The sequence below is a fragment of the Bacillus sp. JJ1533 genome (genome assembly GCF_036965045.1).
Taxonomy (GTDB): Bacteria; Bacillota; Bacilli; order Bacillales; family Bacillaceae_L; genus Ferdinandcohnia.
Genome location: NZ_JBALOV010000011.1, coordinates 1 through 14,315 on the forward strand (window position 1 = coordinate 1; position 14,315 = coordinate 14,315).

The 14,315-nt window shown below is 36.4% G+C and carries 17 protein-coding genes; 14 read left to right on the forward strand and 3 right to left on the reverse strand.

What is annotated here, in order from left to right; all coding sequences use genetic code 11:
• The first annotated feature begins 175 nt into the window (after positions 1–175).
• The 3 genes from V7138_RS05910 to V7138_RS05920 all read left to right on the forward strand — a co-directional run bounded on the left by V7138_RS05910 (position 176) and on the right by V7138_RS05920 (position 4,652).
• Positions 176–2,071 (forward strand): LTA synthase family protein, encoded by a 1,896-nt coding sequence (locus V7138_RS05910; protein WP_438824321.1) that lies wholly within the window; start codon positions 176–178, stop codon positions 2,069–2,071.
• Between the two features lie 104 nt (positions 2,072–2,175).
• Complete coding sequence (locus V7138_RS05915; protein WP_335394928.1) at positions 2,176–3,369, forward strand: M14 family metallopeptidase; 1,194 nt, start codon at positions 2,176–2,178, stop codon at positions 3,367–3,369.
• A gap of 179 nt (positions 3,370–3,548) precedes the next feature.
• Positions 3,549–4,652, forward strand: a complete 1,104-nt coding sequence (locus V7138_RS05920; protein ID WP_335394930.1) for a hypothetical protein — start codon at positions 3,549–3,551, stop codon at positions 4,650–4,652.
• Between the two features lie 47 nt (positions 4,653–4,699).
• Here the strand turns inward: V7138_RS05920 and V7138_RS05925 are convergent, their stop codons facing one another.
• Positions 4,700–4,873 carry a DUF2759 domain-containing protein gene (locus V7138_RS05925; RefSeq protein WP_335394932.1) on the reverse strand — a complete coding sequence of 58 codons (174 nt, stop codon included), beginning with the start codon at positions 4,871–4,873 and terminating at the stop codon, positions 4,700–4,702.
• A 304-nt stretch (positions 4,874–5,177) separates the two neighbouring features.
• On the opposite strand from V7138_RS05925, the gene V7138_RS05930 reads away from it, so the two are divergent.
• Together V7138_RS05930 and V7138_RS05935 are read left to right on the forward strand one after the other, a co-directional pair.
• Positions 5,178–5,813: an MBL fold metallo-hydrolase gene (locus tag V7138_RS05930; RefSeq protein WP_335394934.1), complete on the forward strand. Its 636-nt coding sequence runs from the start codon at positions 5,178–5,180 to the stop codon at positions 5,811–5,813.
• 210 nt (positions 5,814–6,023) lie between these two features.
• On the forward strand, positions 6,024–7,142 hold the full coding sequence (locus tag V7138_RS05935; protein ID WP_335394935.1) for a class I SAM-dependent methyltransferase: 1,119 nt from the start codon (positions 6,024–6,026) through the stop codon (positions 7,140–7,142).
• A gap of 26 nt (positions 7,143–7,168) precedes the next feature.
• Here the strand turns inward: V7138_RS05935 and V7138_RS05940 are convergent, their stop codons facing one another.
• Both V7138_RS05940 and V7138_RS05945 read right to left on the reverse strand, forming a co-directional pair.
• Positions 7,169–7,411, reverse strand: a complete 243-nt coding sequence (locus V7138_RS05940) for a DUF2626 domain-containing protein (RefSeq protein WP_335394937.1) — start codon at positions 7,409–7,411, stop codon at positions 7,169–7,171.
• Between the two features lie 176 nt (positions 7,412–7,587).
• A complete protein-coding gene (locus tag V7138_RS05945; RefSeq protein WP_335394938.1) occupies positions 7,588–8,280 on the reverse strand; it encodes a helix-turn-helix transcriptional regulator in 693 nt (230 codons plus the stop codon).
• A gap of 385 nt (positions 8,281–8,665) precedes the next feature.
• On the opposite strand from V7138_RS05945, the gene comGA reads away from it, so the two are divergent.
• The 9 genes from comGA (at position 8,666) to moaA (ending at position 14,262) form a co-directional block, all read left to right on the forward strand.
• Complete coding sequence (gene comGA, locus V7138_RS05950) at positions 8,666–9,742, forward strand: competence type IV pilus ATPase ComGA (RefSeq protein ID WP_335394940.1); 1,077 nt, start codon at positions 8,666–8,668, stop codon at positions 9,740–9,742.
• Positions 9,723–10,763: a competence type IV pilus assembly protein ComGB gene (comGB, locus tag V7138_RS05955; protein ID WP_335394942.1), complete on the forward strand. Its 1,041-nt coding sequence runs from the start codon at positions 9,723–9,725 to the stop codon at positions 10,761–10,763. The genes comGA and comGB overlap by 20 nt, the downstream gene beginning before the upstream one ends.
• Before the next feature lie 14 nt (positions 10,764–10,777).
• Positions 10,778–11,110 carry a competence type IV pilus major pilin ComGC gene (gene comGC / locus V7138_RS05960; RefSeq protein WP_335394944.1) on the forward strand — a complete coding sequence of 111 codons (333 nt, stop codon included), beginning with the start codon at positions 10,778–10,780 and terminating at the stop codon, positions 11,108–11,110.
• Positions 11,088–11,540, forward strand: coding sequence for a competence type IV pilus minor pilin ComGD (gene comGD, locus V7138_RS05965; protein ID WP_335394945.1), 453 nt, complete (start codon positions 11,088–11,090; stop codon positions 11,538–11,540). The genes comGC and comGD overlap by 23 nt, the downstream gene beginning before the upstream one ends.
• Complete coding sequence (locus V7138_RS05970) at positions 11,524–11,862, forward strand: type II secretion system protein (RefSeq protein ID WP_335394947.1); 339 nt, start codon at positions 11,524–11,526, stop codon at positions 11,860–11,862. Before comGD ends, V7138_RS05970 begins: the two co-directional genes overlap by 17 nt.
• Positions 11,855–12,292: a competence type IV pilus minor pilin ComGF gene (comGF, locus tag V7138_RS05975; protein WP_335394949.1), complete on the forward strand. Its 438-nt coding sequence runs from the start codon at positions 11,855–11,857 to the stop codon at positions 12,290–12,292. Before V7138_RS05970 ends, comGF begins: the two co-directional genes overlap by 8 nt.
• Positions 12,289–12,672, forward strand: coding sequence for a competence type IV pilus minor pilin ComGG (comGG, locus tag V7138_RS05980; RefSeq protein ID WP_335394951.1), 384 nt, complete (start codon positions 12,289–12,291; stop codon positions 12,670–12,672). The genes comGF and comGG overlap by 4 nt, the downstream gene beginning before the upstream one ends.
• Before the next feature lie 106 nt (positions 12,673–12,778).
• Complete coding sequence (locus V7138_RS05985) at positions 12,779–12,970, forward strand: YqzE family protein (protein WP_335394952.1); 192 nt, start codon at positions 12,779–12,781, stop codon at positions 12,968–12,970.
• Positions 12,971–13,239: 269 nt separating this feature from the next.
• Entirely contained in the window at positions 13,240–14,262 is a 1,023-nt protein-coding gene (gene moaA / locus V7138_RS05990; protein ID WP_335394953.1) for a GTP 3',8-cyclase MoaA, read from the forward strand.
• Positions 14,263–14,315: the final 53 nt, after the last annotated feature.

Below are 14,315 nucleotides of genomic sequence, written 5' to 3' on the forward strand. Positions count from 1 at the left end.
GTATATACATAATGTACATAAATATCATTCTATAAAATTAGGTTGTATAGATGATTGATTTTTAGTAAAAAACATATTAAGATTATGATTAGGTTTTTTAAAACTACCTAAAAATGGAATTTTAATTCCATAACTTGAGTACTCCGCGGTCTTAAAACAGGGAGGTATTTTGATGATTAGATCATCAACATTATCCAAATCAAAGTTCATCTTTTTAGCTGCTTTAATGCTTTGGATAAAAACATATATCGTATATAAAACTAGCTTTGATATTAAAATAGAAAACTTGATGCAAGAGTTTATTTTACTCATTAATCCATTAAGTTTTTTATTGCTGTTCTTTGGTATTTCCTTTTTTATTAAGGAAAAACATCGAAACAAATTTATTATATTTGCTAGTTTTATTTCCTCGTTTGTTTTGTTTGCCAATGTTGTATTTTACCGATTTTTCAATGATTTTTTAACACTTCCCGTTCTCTTCCAAACAAGTAATATGGGGGATTTAGGTACGAGTATCACTGGGAACTTGAAATTTACAGACCCACTCATGTTCATCGACGTGGTTATCCTGATTTTAATAACAAAATATAAACCAAGTTTTTCTGTGGCTGAAGAAATTACGAAGAAGGAAAGACGATCCTATTTTATTCTAGTTGCGGCAGTGTTCTTTTTTAATCTTGGATTAGCTGAAGCACAGCGGCCACAATTATTAACAAGGACATTTGACCGTGAAATGTTAGTGAAGAACATTGGGACATACAATTATCAAATTTATGATATCGTCCTTCAATCGAAATCTTCTGCACAACGAGCTTTAGCCGACAGCAGTTCATTTATCGAAATAGAAAACTATTTAAAAGCAAATCAAAAGGACCCAAGTGAAAAATTTGGCATTGCCGAAGGAAAAAATGTCGTTATTATCTCAATGGAATCTCTTCAAAACTTTGTCATTAATGAAACCATTGACGGCGAAGAAATTACTCCATTCTTGAATGACTTAATAAATGAAAGCTATTACTTTGACAATTTTTATCATCAAACAGGTCAAGGCAAAACATCAGATTCCGAGTTTTTGTTAGAAAATTCACTTTATCCACTTGGACGTGGGGCTGTATTCTTTACACACGCTAACAATGAATTTACAGCAACACCTGAATTTATTAAAGACTATGGCTACTATTCATCGGTTTTCCATGCAAATAATAAAACGTTCTGGAATCGTGAAATCATGTATGATTCCTTAGGATATGACAAATTTTTTGACGTTGAAAGCTATCATGTAACTGAAGAAAACTCCATTGGATGGGGATTAAAGGATAAAGATTTCTTCGAACAATCGATTGATCTTTTAAAAACTCAGCCACAGCCGTATTATTCGAAATTTATTACATTAACAAACCATTTCCCATTTGAACTTGAAGAAGCAGATCGAATGGTAAATGAATTTGATTCCAATTCTAGAACCTTGAATAGTTACTTCCCGACTGTTCGCTATATGGATGAGGCAATCAAGCACTTTTTCGAGCGACTCAAAGAAGAAGGAATGTATGAAAATACAATCTTTGTCCTATACGGAGACCATTATGGAATTTCGGAAAATCATAATAGAGCAATGGCACAGTTTTTAGGAAAAGAGGAAATTACACCATTTGATTCAATCCAACTACAAAAGGTTCCTTTAATCATTCACATTCCAGGTGTGACCGATCAGAATCCAGAAACGGTTTCTAATGTAGCGGGACAAATTGATTTAAAACCAACGATTCTAAGTTTATTAGGGATGGATATACAAAACGATGTCCATTTCGGCAGTGATCTATTTTCAAAGGATAGGTTCCCATTTGTTGTTTTAAGAGATGGTAGCTTTATTACCGAAGATTACATTTTTACAAAAAATGCCTGCTATGATAAAGCAACTGGTGAGGAAACAGAAACCAGTTTCTGTGAACAGTTCACAGAAAAAGCGGGATTTGAATTAGACTACTCTGATGAAATTGTGTATGGAGATCTTCTCCGCTTTTATAATGGAACATCTTATAGTGAACCAGTGTCTGGAGAGTATGCAGAATAACAAATCGAAGCCTTAACCTACGAACGGTCAAGGCTTTTCCTATGGCATGAAGGACGTACCTTTCCTCATAAACTTATAGGAGAAGGGAATAAGGAGGTTATTTGGTGAAGGTAAGAGTCCGACCAGGGGATACGCTTTGGTATTATAGTCAAATGTTCGCCATCCCTATACATTTACTCATTGACTCCAATTTACATGTGAATAGTAACAATCTACAAATAGGAGCCATCGTAAATATACCAGGCTTTATTTTAAAGCCACATACAATTGTTTCTGGTGATACAATATGGAAACTTGCAAAATCAAGAACGCTTGTGGCAGATGCATTATTTTTAGTAAACCCGGGCATTGATGCAGAAACTCTACAAGTCGGTCAAATCATTCATTTACCAGAGAGAGTTGTGAAACCGATCGTTAATGGAGATCGAAACTATGATTATGTAGATATGATTAACGATATTCATGAATTACAATCGATTTATCCGTTTCTTCAAACACAATCGATTGGAAAAAGTGTATTAGGAAAAGAACTATTTGAATTGCGAATAGGGAGTGGAACAAAAAGAGTCCATTGGAACGGATCTTTTCATGCGAATGAATGGATTACAACAAATGTGATCATGACTTTTTTAAATGAGTATTTACTTGCACTAACAAATCTTGCGCCAATTCGTGGGTTTTATGTGGAACCACTCTATTTAGAAGCATACCTATCGATTGTCCCCATGGTTAATCCAGATGGAGTTGATTTAGTCCTCCATGGTCCTCCAGAACAGGAACCATATAAACAGGAAGTTGTCAAAAAAAACAATGGCAGCCTTGATTTCAAAGACTGGAAAGCGAATATTAGAGGTGTTGACTTAAATAATCAATTCCCAGCCAACTGGGAAATCGAAAAGGAACGTAAGGAACCTAAAGCGCCTGCACCACGTGACTATCCTGGTGATGCCCCGTTAACTGAGCCTGAGGTTATCGCAATTGAAAAATTAACACGGTCCTCTAATTTTTCACGTGTGTTAGCCTTCCATACACAAGGAGAGGTTATTTATTGGGGCTATGAAGGACTAGAGCCACCTGAAGCCGAAACACTGGTAAAGGAATTCTCAAGAGTTTCAGGCTACGAGGAAATTCGTTTCGTTGATAGCCATGCAGGCTTTAAGGATTGGTTTATTCAAGAGTGGAGGCGACCTGGGTTTACATTTGAATTAGGAAAAGGGGTCAATCCATTGCCGATTTCACAATTTGAAGAAATTTATCAGGAAACCCTAGGGGCTTTTTTGGCGTCATTGTATATGTGAAAGTGGTTTATGAAAAAGTCGAGAAATCATCGGCTTTTTTTCTTGCTTTGAAACTTTTTACCATGCATAATCGTATTATCTGTTAAGGGAAACAATAGTAAATAAAAGATGACAGTTGAATAAGGGAATTTCATAAAGAGGTGATTTTCGAGTTGGTGAGAAAATGGATGTACTTTTTCATGTTTCTGTTTCTACTGGCTGGCTGTAACTCTCATCAACCGTTTGAAATAAGTGATGCGCCAAAGAGTAGTAATAAGAACGTTTCGAAGGGCCGTGTGCCAGCTGAATTTTTGGGGGAGAACAAAAAATTGCAGCCACTTGACCTTCAAGGGGAAAATTTTAATAGTGTGGGCGACTGGTATGATGATGAAAGTATTCTTTTTGTAATTGATGACAACGGGATTTCGAAGATATATAGGTACAATCTGTTTACAGGTGAAAAGCAGTTGTTCCTGGAAACCTCAGCTCCGGTACTAACCATGAAGGCAAATGAAGACCATTCCTTGTTTTTAATACATACATCCAATTCACAAAATCAGGCGAAGGTAACAGCTGTCGATAAAACTGGCACTGTACAATATGAATGGACAGCCGATTCGTTTGATTTATTTTATAGCTGGAATCCGTACAATACAAAACAGGTATTCGTGACTTCGTTTTTAGAGGATTGGTCCTTTCAAACCCATTTGCTAGATATAAAGGAGCAGAGGTCAACTAAATATGAGGTATTCCAACCGTTTATTCAATGGATTAATTCGAACACCATATCCTATTTAAAATGGGATCAAAACGCACTTGATTTCTTTGCACCGCTTTATTCGTATCATTTAAATACGAAAACAGAAGGACTTTTATTCGAGGACATTATTTCTTTTGTAGCCTATAAGGATTTACTAATTACGTATGAATTAGTTCAAGACGGTGATTCGGAAGCAAAGATAGGTTTTTATGACCCTGAAAAAAACAAACAGCTTCATGAATATAAAATGCCGCTATTGAGTGACTATTCAAAGTGGTATATTCCATCAGCTGACTATGTAGCTGCTCAAAAGAAATTTTATTCGTTTAAACCATATTCAACGGGAGCGTTGGACACATATGGGGAAAAATTTGAGCTTGTTTCCTATGATATGAGCACGGGGAAAGAAGAAGTTATACTTGAAAAGGTGGACGATCAACCACTTAATTTCTCTCCAAATGGGTTCCTATGTTTATACGGATTTCAATTTGAAAAGATAATTGATTTAAAAACGAAGACCATTGAGGATCTTGTCCTATACTAGACCAATGAAAAAAGCCATCAGACCGATGGCTTTTAAAATTTTTTGTATTAGTGTGCTGTTGGGAAACCGTCTTTCCAGATTGTCATGATTGTGAACCAGCCTAATACTAAAAAGATTCCAGTTGAAAACAATAAGGCTAGAATGTTTTTATCACGTAATGAACGAATAATACCAAATGCAGCTAAAATTACGATTAACGAAAAGATAATCATTAGACCCATGTGACTTACCCCCCTGCTATAATCATTGATTCATTTTAAAAGTAGCCTTTTATTTAATCATTACTATTTTCCCCATAGCAAGAATATTTACAACATCACCTTACAGAAATGTTGTTACAAAAGGCTGAAAACCCTTTATGTAAAAGAAATAGATAGATTCAATCTATATTCTAAACGTTTTCTTTCGTTTTGTCGAGGAGGAAAAAGTGACACTTTCAAGACAATTAAATGATTGAAGCGCTTTTTCGTTTGCAGACGATAGTGTAAAATAAACAGTAGACTAACAAGCAACGGAGGGAAAATGATGAAATGGCAAAGGATTCCGCTAGGAGCCTTACAAACAAATGCATACATACTCGCAAATTCAAAGAAAGAATGTGTCATCTTTGATCCGGGTGGAGATGGACAAAAGTTAAAACTCACTTTAAGACAGCAGGGGTTAACGCCAATAGCGATACTTTTAACACATGCTCATTTTGATCATATCGGTGCCATTGATGATTGTTTAGAGCAATGGAATATTCCCGTGTTTATCCATGAGAAAGAGAAAAATTGGTTGAAGGACCCTGCGTTAAATGGTTCGGCATATTTTATTCCCGGAAAAGAAATCCTGTCAAAAGTAAATCCAACGATTCTTCCTAAAGAAGGAGAATTTTCAGTTGGTGACTTTTCATTCGACCTATTTTATACACCAGGACACTCGCCAGGAAGTGTTTCATACTATTGTAAAGCGCTTGGGGTTGTTTTTTCAGGAGATGCTTTATTCCAGGGAAGTATCGGTAGAACAGACCTTCCTGGCGGGAGCCATGAGGTATTACTTGGCAGCATTCATAAAAAACTGCTTACTTTACCAGAAGATACAATTGTCCTGTCAGGACATGGCCCTGAAACAACCATCGAAGCCGAAATGGACTCAAACCCTTTTTTAAATGGTTTCTAACTTAAAAAACAGAAAAGGCCTAACTCCGGGTGAGTTAGACCTTTTCTGGGGGATGTTTTTGCACTAAGAATCCTTCTTAATGCGGCTTGAAATTTGGCTTTCGCCAAAACTTATATATCCGTATAATGGGAGGGATATTGTAAGCTACTAAACTTACAATATTATAATATAAACACTGTGTCAATGGTGAAATTTAGCAAAGGTGAGCACATGCAGCACATACTAAAAAAACTAATTCAATCATCTCCAACTAACAAAATAACATATGAACAGTACATAAATACCGTACTTTATCACGAAGAAAAAGGCTATTATATGAAAGACCAAGAAAAGGTAGGGAAAAAAGGAGATTTCATTACAACAAGCAATATTTCCACTATCTTCGGTAAACTATTTGCCACGATTTTTCATAAACTTATTTCGCTAGAAAACGTTTCTCCGTTCATCTGTGAAATTGGCGGAGGAAATGGTAGATTCGCAAAAGCGGTTCTGGACGAATTAAAGAATTCCTATACAGATACCTATCAAAAAATGACATATATCATGATTGAGACAAGTCCATACCATCAGCGCTTGCAGCAGGAGATTCTCCCAATTGGTCAAAAGGTAATCCAGTTTCACAGTATAGATGCAGCCAAAAAGAAATTTCAAGTATTTAATGGTGTTCTTTTTTCAAATGAATTATTCGATGCGTTCCCAGTTAGGGTGATTGAAAAACAAGAAGACATTCTCTATGAGGTGAAAATCACGTTAACTAAGGATGAACAGCTATGTGAAATAGTTGAGCCTCTTACTGATGAGCGTATTTTACATTATTTGAATGGTAACAAAATCAATCTTGCTAATGGACAAAGATTCGAGGTTCCGCTTCAAATGCTTTCATATTTAGAGGAGTTAAGTGGCTTTCTTGGAAATTCGGTTGTTTTTACCGTTGATTACGGGTATACAAATGAGGAATGGATGGAACCTGCTAGAAGGAAGGGGAGCCTTCGCGGCTATTACAAACATCATTTAATGAACAATCCTCTTGAGCACCCAGGTGATATGGACCTTACTACCCATATTCATTTTGACACCGTTATTTCGAAGGGTAAAAAGTTGGGACTAGTGTTTGTAAAGAAATTAAGGCAGGATGAATTTTTAATAGCAGCGGGGATTCTGACCTTTTTGCAGGATAATTTTGACCCCAATCCCTTTTCAGATAAAAGTAAACAAAACCGTGCGATTCGGTCTCTCATTATGGATGGAGGAATGAGTGCTGCTTTTCATGTCCTAATCCAGGAAAAAGATATAAAAATAAATTGGGAAACGATCTTCCAAGACAACTAAAAAAAGCGATGTTTCCATCGCTTTTTTTAGTGACCTCCGCCTAACGGCATCATAAATGTGGTGTAATAAGAGAAGGCACAGAAGAACACAGTTAAATATGCGCCAAACACGTAAATATACATTCTTTCAGTCAATTTTAAATAGCTTAAAAGGACGAAAAATCCGGTTTGTGCAAAGAAAATTAGTGCTAGAACATCCATACCACCAACGTAGAACATTACTGCAAAGATACCTGTCCAAAAACCTAAAACTCGGTACATACGTTCCATATGTATATTTCCCTCCCTTGTAAATGATCAAATGCGCATGGCGTATTTTTGCCCGAAAACTTTCATTTCAAATATCCTGGCATCCGCCTGAGGCATAAATTTTATTCAACTAAAGGTTGAATGAAATTTTCACTCACTGTTATTATTATAATGTAACGATTACATAAATGTAAACATTACTTTGCGACAAATGCGTGATAACTACAAGAATTGCATCCTAGAATCATGTTTTCTGACTCTTCCAGCACGACATCGTCAAATAGTAAATCAAACATTCCTCGTAGGAACGCATGGTGCATACCACAAACCGCTTCAAAATTTTCTTGTGCAATTTCTTTAAAAGGGCAATTATTGATTTTCAAAAAGATTTTTGTCTTATCCTTATTATGGTCCAGATCTGGATAAAAACCCGCAACCGTTGATGCCTTTTTTAATATATCTAATCTTTGCTCGAAAGTAAGCTCGTGAATGGAAACAGGAATTTGATGATTGACTAATTCTTCACCAAAACGTCTACCCGTTAGTTCAAGTGCTTGTTTTCCAACATCTCCGAGTGTCGCCATTGTTTCAATTGCAATCTTTGAAAGCAACTGATAATCGCGAAATGGAAAATTAATTTGAATATGATCATTTGATAGTCGATAAAGACGACTTGGTCTGCCGCCTTTTCCGGTTTTCTTTGCTTCGGAAACAAGCATATTTACATCTTCAAGCTTTGTTAAATGAAGTCTGGCTACATTCGGATGAATCTCAAATTCTTCTGCGATTTCCTGTACGGTGACCTCTTCATTTTGTTTAATAATATATTGATAAATATAATAACGTGTTGGATCTGCTAGTACATTTGTTATCTTTAGTGTTTGTTCCACCGTCATCACTCCTTGCGACCCTGATATTACTTTCATTATAGTACAGGTAAATACCATCAATAAGTGATATTTATCACTTGTTAAGAAAAGTTCAGAAATCTCATTGGAATTTTACAACATGTTTAGCATACTTTTTATGCACGCTACATATAATGTATTGATTCCTCCTAATGATAGATAAAAAATCTTTTAAATGCTTTTGAAAAATACAACCATCATGGCAGTGGTTGTATTTTTTATTTTATACAATGAAGGTAGGCTGTTTATAGTATTTGATGTTCAAAAAATGTTCACAATTATTTTATGCAAAAAAAGAAGGAGATTGTAGATTTTTGTTGAAATAGGATACCTGCAAGAGAAAAATAAAATAAGGAGAGTGAAGTATTTGAGTGAAATTGAACAACTCGGCGATCAATTGGTCGAGGACGCTTGGTCAATGAGTGCGTCTGATATTCATTTTGTTCCGAAAATCAACGATGCCATGATTCAATACCGGCTCGACAGTGATTTGTTTAACAAGCAAACGATCCCAAAAGATGTTTGTGAACGCTTGATTTCCCACTATAAATTCCTCGCTGGAATGGATATTGGAGAAAGGAGAAGACCGCAAAACGGTGCAATTACCTTAAATCTCAAAGGCGTGACCATTAACCTTCGATTGTCTACACTGCCCACACCCTACAACGAAAGTCTAGTCATACGTATCCTGCCTGAAACACCAACTTATTCTCTTGCCAATCTATCGCTTTTTCCGATAATGACAACTAAATTACTTACTCTTTTGAAGCATTCACATGGACTTATCATATTTACAGGTCCGACCGGTTCTGGTAAGTCTACCACCCTATATTCCTTACTCCACGCAACGAAGAAGCTTTTCAACCGAAATATCATTACATTAGAGGATCCAATTGAAAAAAGAAGCGAAGATGTTCTACAGGTTCAGGTGAACGAAAAGGCAGGCATCACATATGCGCATGGCTTGAAGGCGATTTTGCGACATGATCCCGATATCATCATGGTGGGTGAAATAAGAGATACAGAAACCGCAAAAATTGCCGTGCGTGCTGCATTGACGGGACATTTAGTCCTAAGCACAATGCATACAAGGGATACGAAGGGTGCGATTTATCGACTCTTAGAATTTGATGTATCCTTGCAGGAAATTGAACAAACGTTAATTGCAATTGCCGCACAGAGGCTTGTTGACCTTAAATGTCCGTACTGTGAAGGAAAATGTACACCGCTGTGTAAAAAGTACCGAAAAATACGAAGAGTAGGAGTATATGAACTTTTAAATGGACATGCCTTGTCAGAGGTCATGAAGGAGGCAAGGGGTGACAAAGCAGAATATCACTATGAAAAACTAAAGGATGTCATCAAAAAAGGGATTGCTTTAGGGTACTTATATCCGGATGCGATGGAAAGATGGGTTGTAAGTGATGACAACGAAAAGAAATAAAAATTGGACCTTGAAAGAACAAACCCTATACCTAGGTAGAATCGGTAACCTGCTTGACCAAGGGTATTCCTTTGATCAAGCATCACAATTTTTACTTTTTCAGCTTCCAAAAAAGCATAGTCAGGATATTGGAGCCATAATTGAAAGCTGTAAACAGGGTGATTCTTTATATACAGCCTTTAGCAAAGTTGGTTTTCACAAGGATATCTTAGGATATATCTATTTTGCTGAGCAGCATGGTGATGTCTCATTTGCCCTTCGAGAAGGAAGTGCAATGTTACAAAAAAAGCTCAACCATCTTGAAAAAGGAAAGAAACTCATTCGCTACCCGTTAGCACTTCTGTTATTTGTAGGGTTTATGTTTACGATGATTGAAAAAATTCTTTTACCACAATTTGAAAGTTTATTTACTTCCATGAGTTATGATCAAACGATCATTTCTACATTTTTATTAAGGCTCCCAGAATTTAATCGATATTTGCTCCTCTTTATCGGTTTATTATTGATCATTGGCCTCGCGTACTATTTTCTTCATTTTCAAAAGCGAACTCCCGTTGAAAAAATGAAGCTGCTATTAAAAATTCCCATTTTGAAAAATGTAATGATTATGTTTAATACACATTTCTTTTCCGTACAGCTTAGCAATTTGTTAAAAGGCGGGTTATCGATTTTTCAAGCGTTAACCATGTTTGAGCAACAGCTTCACTCACCGTTTTTTCGAGAGGAAGCAAAGGAAATGAAACTATTGTTGCGAGCGGGTAACCGATTCGACGAAATTCTGAAGTCGCGAGAATATTACGAGACAGATTTAACGATGATCATTTTACATGGTCAATCTAACGGAAATTTAGCAAGTGAGCTTCAGCACTATAGCCAATATGTCATGGAAAAAGCCGAGGAAAAAATAACACGATTATTAGCAATCGTTCAACCAATTTTATTTGCGATTATTGGAATCATTATCATGCTCATGTACGGCGCAATCATGGTTCCAATGTTTCAATTATTAAACGGAATTTAGAAAGGAAGAGCTGCATGAAATGGAAGAACCAAGAGGGATTTACCCTCGTAGAAATGCTCGTTGTTTTACTAGTTGTTTCCATCTTGCTTTTGATCACTGTGCCAAATGTAACGAAGCATAATACTGTAATTAAGGATAAGGGCTGTGATGCCATGGTGAAAATGGTTGAAGCGCAGGTGCAGGCTTACGAGTTGGAGGAGGGCCATGGTAAAGTAACCTCATTGGACCAATTAACCACTGCCGAGGGATATTTTATAGATAATACAATCCCTGCTTGTCCAAATGGTGACATTATTAAAATGGATGCTGATGGAAAAATTAGTCATGACAAACCAACTGCAGGTTAATGAAAAAGGTTTTACCTTAATCGAAGCATTAATCGTTTTATCAATCGTCATCATGATTTCCTCAATTAGTCTCTTACAACTTAGACCTCTGCATGAATCGAAAAAAATCGATCAATTTCTGGAGCAACTTCAAAACGATATTTTCTTTTGTCAGCAGTATGCAATCAGCCATAGTGAACCGACTTCGCTTTTCTTTAATCCGAGTGGGCCATCATACCGCATAGTAGAGGAAGATAGTTATGAGCAAATTTTCATGAGAAAGATGGATCCTGCGATCCAAATTCAACTTTCAACACTTGGATTAAAATTAACCTTTACAAGTAGCGGGAATATCCAACGTGCAGGTGAAATTCGTTTTAAATATAAGGGGAGCACCTACACTGTTACGTTTTTATTAGGAAAGGGTAGGTTTTATGTTAGTAAGAGATAAGCGGGGATTTACCCTAGTAGAAATGCTTCTTTCCATTTCTATTTGGTTAATGCTTTGTGTGACGCTTCTTCCACAGCTAATGATTATTATGACTGAACGAAGAAATGCAGAAATTTATAGCATGGGAACTCAATTGCTTTCTGAGGAACTTCAGAAAGAGTATAACGGGGAAGCAACATTAGATTATGTAAATGAAGACGGGGTTACCTACAAAATTTCGAAAAACCTTAATGAAGATCTAAAAAAATGGGAGTTATGTGTAACTTGGGAGGACAGGCTTTCAAAAAAATACGAAAGATGTGGATATGTAAATGGTGAGTAATGAAAAGGGGTTTACATTTGTTGAGATGCTCGTAACCTTTTCAATCCTACTTGTCATTCTTTCGTTCATTACACCCTTTCTTGGTGTAGTGTTTCGGGATAATGGTGAACAATTTAATAAATTAGAATGGCAAATTTTAATTCAACAGATGAAAATGGAAATCCGTGAAGCCAGCGAAATATCTGTATTAAGTGAGGAGTCTGTTTCCTTTTATAATGCAGCGGGTGATGTTGTAAGCTTTGAAAAATACACTGACAAAATAAGAAGACGGGTAAATAACAAAGGGCATGAATTGTTGCTTCAACATATAACAGATGTAACATTCGAACCAAGAACAAATGGTTTTTTTATTTCCGTTGTGTCGGTTGATGGGGAAACATATAAAGCCTTGATCTCTTCCCTTACAACAGTGGAGGTGAGGGAGGGATGAAAAACGAAAAAGGGTTTATCCTTCCAGTTACAATTGCCATTTCTTTTTTATTTTTTCTCGTTTTTACATCACAAGTTAATATGTATTTAACAGAAAAAGCCTTCGCAAAGGAAACGGAAGAAATATTAATTTTGGAGAATTTAATGCAGTTAGGAGTAGGAGACATGAAAGCAAAATTGCAGGATGAAGTCGAAAGCGTAGAGTCGGTTGGTTTATTTACTTATCCCACAGGTAGTATCACTTATACCGTTTCGCCACTAACATTAACAACATCCCAGATTACTTTAACATGTAGAACATCTGAAAGACGTAAAAGCAGTGCACGCTTCGAGTACAATTATGAAACGGAAGAAATTAACACTTGGATTGACTTACGTTGAGATATTCGGAAAAAATCAAGAAATTGTTGTCGTAAACATTTTATCGTGGTTACATTTTTAATAAAGTGGAGATAATAAAACTAAGTTTTAAAAGGTAGGTGTTATTATGTCTACAAACGATTATGTGAAATTTGTAACCCAACAGTTTGTAAAGTTTATAGACCAGCCAAAAGAAGTTCGCAAGGCAACGAGGCAGCAACGAAAGGAAGAACAAGCACCCCTGACAAATCGCTGGTTTGGAATCATGCCGCTTGCCGTCTCACTTATGTTCAAAAAGAACAAAAAAAGAGAGAGCTGACAGTATTGTTGTCGGCTCTCTATTAATGTTGTCAAGATTCAGTTTTTTTTTCGTAAATTATCTCGAAGTTTTGTTTACAGAAGTTGCTCCTTCTTCTTGTTTCACTAATATGGATATGTAACCATAGGCAAAATGTGGTGGCCATTTGTTCACATTTCCGCAAAAAAGTTCATACATACCCTTCCTTCATTTGCTTATCGTTTCTATTCACAAGAATTTATTAGTATGATAGAGTAGTAGGTACTTATTAAGTAGGAGTGACAGGTTAGATGACTACAAATAAAGAAAAAATTGTTGATCAGTTGAATCGACCTCTACGTGATTTACGCATTTCTGTCACAGATCAATGTAATTTCCGTTGCTCTTATTGTATGCCTAAAGAAATCTTTGGGGATGATTATGCATTCTTAAAACAAGGAGAATTATTATCCTTTGCTGAAATAGAAAGCTTGACAAAAAGCTTTGTCAAACTAGGTGTACAAAAGATTCGGTTAACAGGTGGAGAACCTTTAGTTAGAAAAAATGTCCATGAACTTGTGGAACGTTTAACACATATAGAAGGTATTGAAGATATTGCCCTAACAACAAACGGAGTATTTTTACCGAAATATGCAAAACAATTGAAGGAAGCTGGCCTCAAACGTGTCAACGTAAGCCTAGATGCCATTGATAATGATACTTTTAAAGACATGAATGGCAGAGCCGTTGGTGTAAAGCCAGTACTAGCGGGAATTGAAGCTGCACAAAAAGCTGGACTGCATGTGAAAATGAACATGGTCGTTCGCAAAGGTAAGAATGATTCGCAAATTTTACCGATGGCTCGATTTTTTAAAGAAAAAGGCATTACACTACGTTTCATCGAATTTATGGATGTTGGAACAACAAATGGCTGGAATTTCGACGAGGTTGTTTCGAAAAAAGCCATACACGATCTAATTCACAGTGAAATGCCTTTGGAACCTGTAGATGCCGATTATTTTGGTGAAGTAGCAAAAAGATATCGGTATGTCGGGACAGACGTGGAAATTGGCTTCATCTCATCCGTTACAGAATCCTTCTGTTCAAGCTGTACAAGAGCTAGAATTTCTGCGGATGGTAAGCTGTATACTTGCCTTTTTGCAACTGCTGGTCACGATTTAAGATCATTAATTCGTTCCGGTGCAACCGAAAGTAATATCGATGAGGAACTTAAATCGATTTGGCAGGCAAGGCGTGATCGTTACTCAGATGAACGAACAGAAGAAACGGCGAAGAAACGTAAGAAAATTGAAATGTCCTATATTGGTGGATAAATGGAAAAAGAGGTGCTTTGGTTGCACCTCTTTTTCGTATTTGATGTCTAGGA

Excerpts from the sequence above, each read along its gene's own strand:
- V7138_RS05925 (WP_335394932.1), bottom strand. The coding sequence starts at position 4,873 with ATGGGTCTAATGATTATCTTTTCGTTAATCGTAATTTTAGCTGCATTT.
- V7138_RS05920 (WP_335394930.1), top strand. The coding sequence starts at position 3,549 with ATGTTTCTGTTTCTACTGGCTGGCTGTAACTCTCATCAACCGTTTGAA.
- moaA (WP_335394953.1), top strand. The coding sequence starts at position 13,240 with ATGACTACAAATAAAGAAAAAATTGTTGATCAGTTGAATCGACCTCTA.
- comGC (WP_335394944.1), top strand. The coding sequence starts at position 10,778 with ATGAAATGGAAGAACCAAGAGGGATTTACCCTCGTAGAAATGCTCGTT.
- V7138_RS05935 (WP_335394935.1), top strand. The coding sequence starts at position 6,024 with ATGCAGCACATACTAAAAAAACTAATTCAATCATCTCCAACTAACAAA.
- comGD (WP_335394945.1), top strand. The coding sequence starts at position 11,088 with ATGACAAACCAACTGCAGGTTAATGAAAAAGGTTTTACCTTAATCGAA.
- V7138_RS05970 (WP_335394947.1), top strand. The coding sequence starts at position 11,524 with ATGTTAGTAAGAGATAAGCGGGGATTTACCCTAGTAGAAATGCTTCTT.
- V7138_RS05930 (WP_335394934.1), top strand. The coding sequence starts at position 5,178 with ATGAAATGGCAAAGGATTCCGCTAGGAGCCTTACAAACAAATGCATAC.
- V7138_RS05985 (WP_335394952.1), top strand. The coding sequence starts at position 12,779 with ATGTCTACAAACGATTATGTGAAATTTGTAACCCAACAGTTTGTAAAG.
- comGB (WP_335394942.1), top strand. The coding sequence starts at position 9,723 with ATGACAACGAAAAGAAATAAAAATTGGACCTTGAAAGAACAAACCCTA.
- comGG (WP_335394951.1), top strand. The coding sequence starts at position 12,289 with ATGAAAAACGAAAAAGGGTTTATCCTTCCAGTTACAATTGCCATTTCT.
- V7138_RS05940 (WP_335394937.1), bottom strand. The coding sequence starts at position 7,411 with ATGGAACGTATGTACCGAGTTTTAGGTTTTTGGACAGGTATCTTTGCA.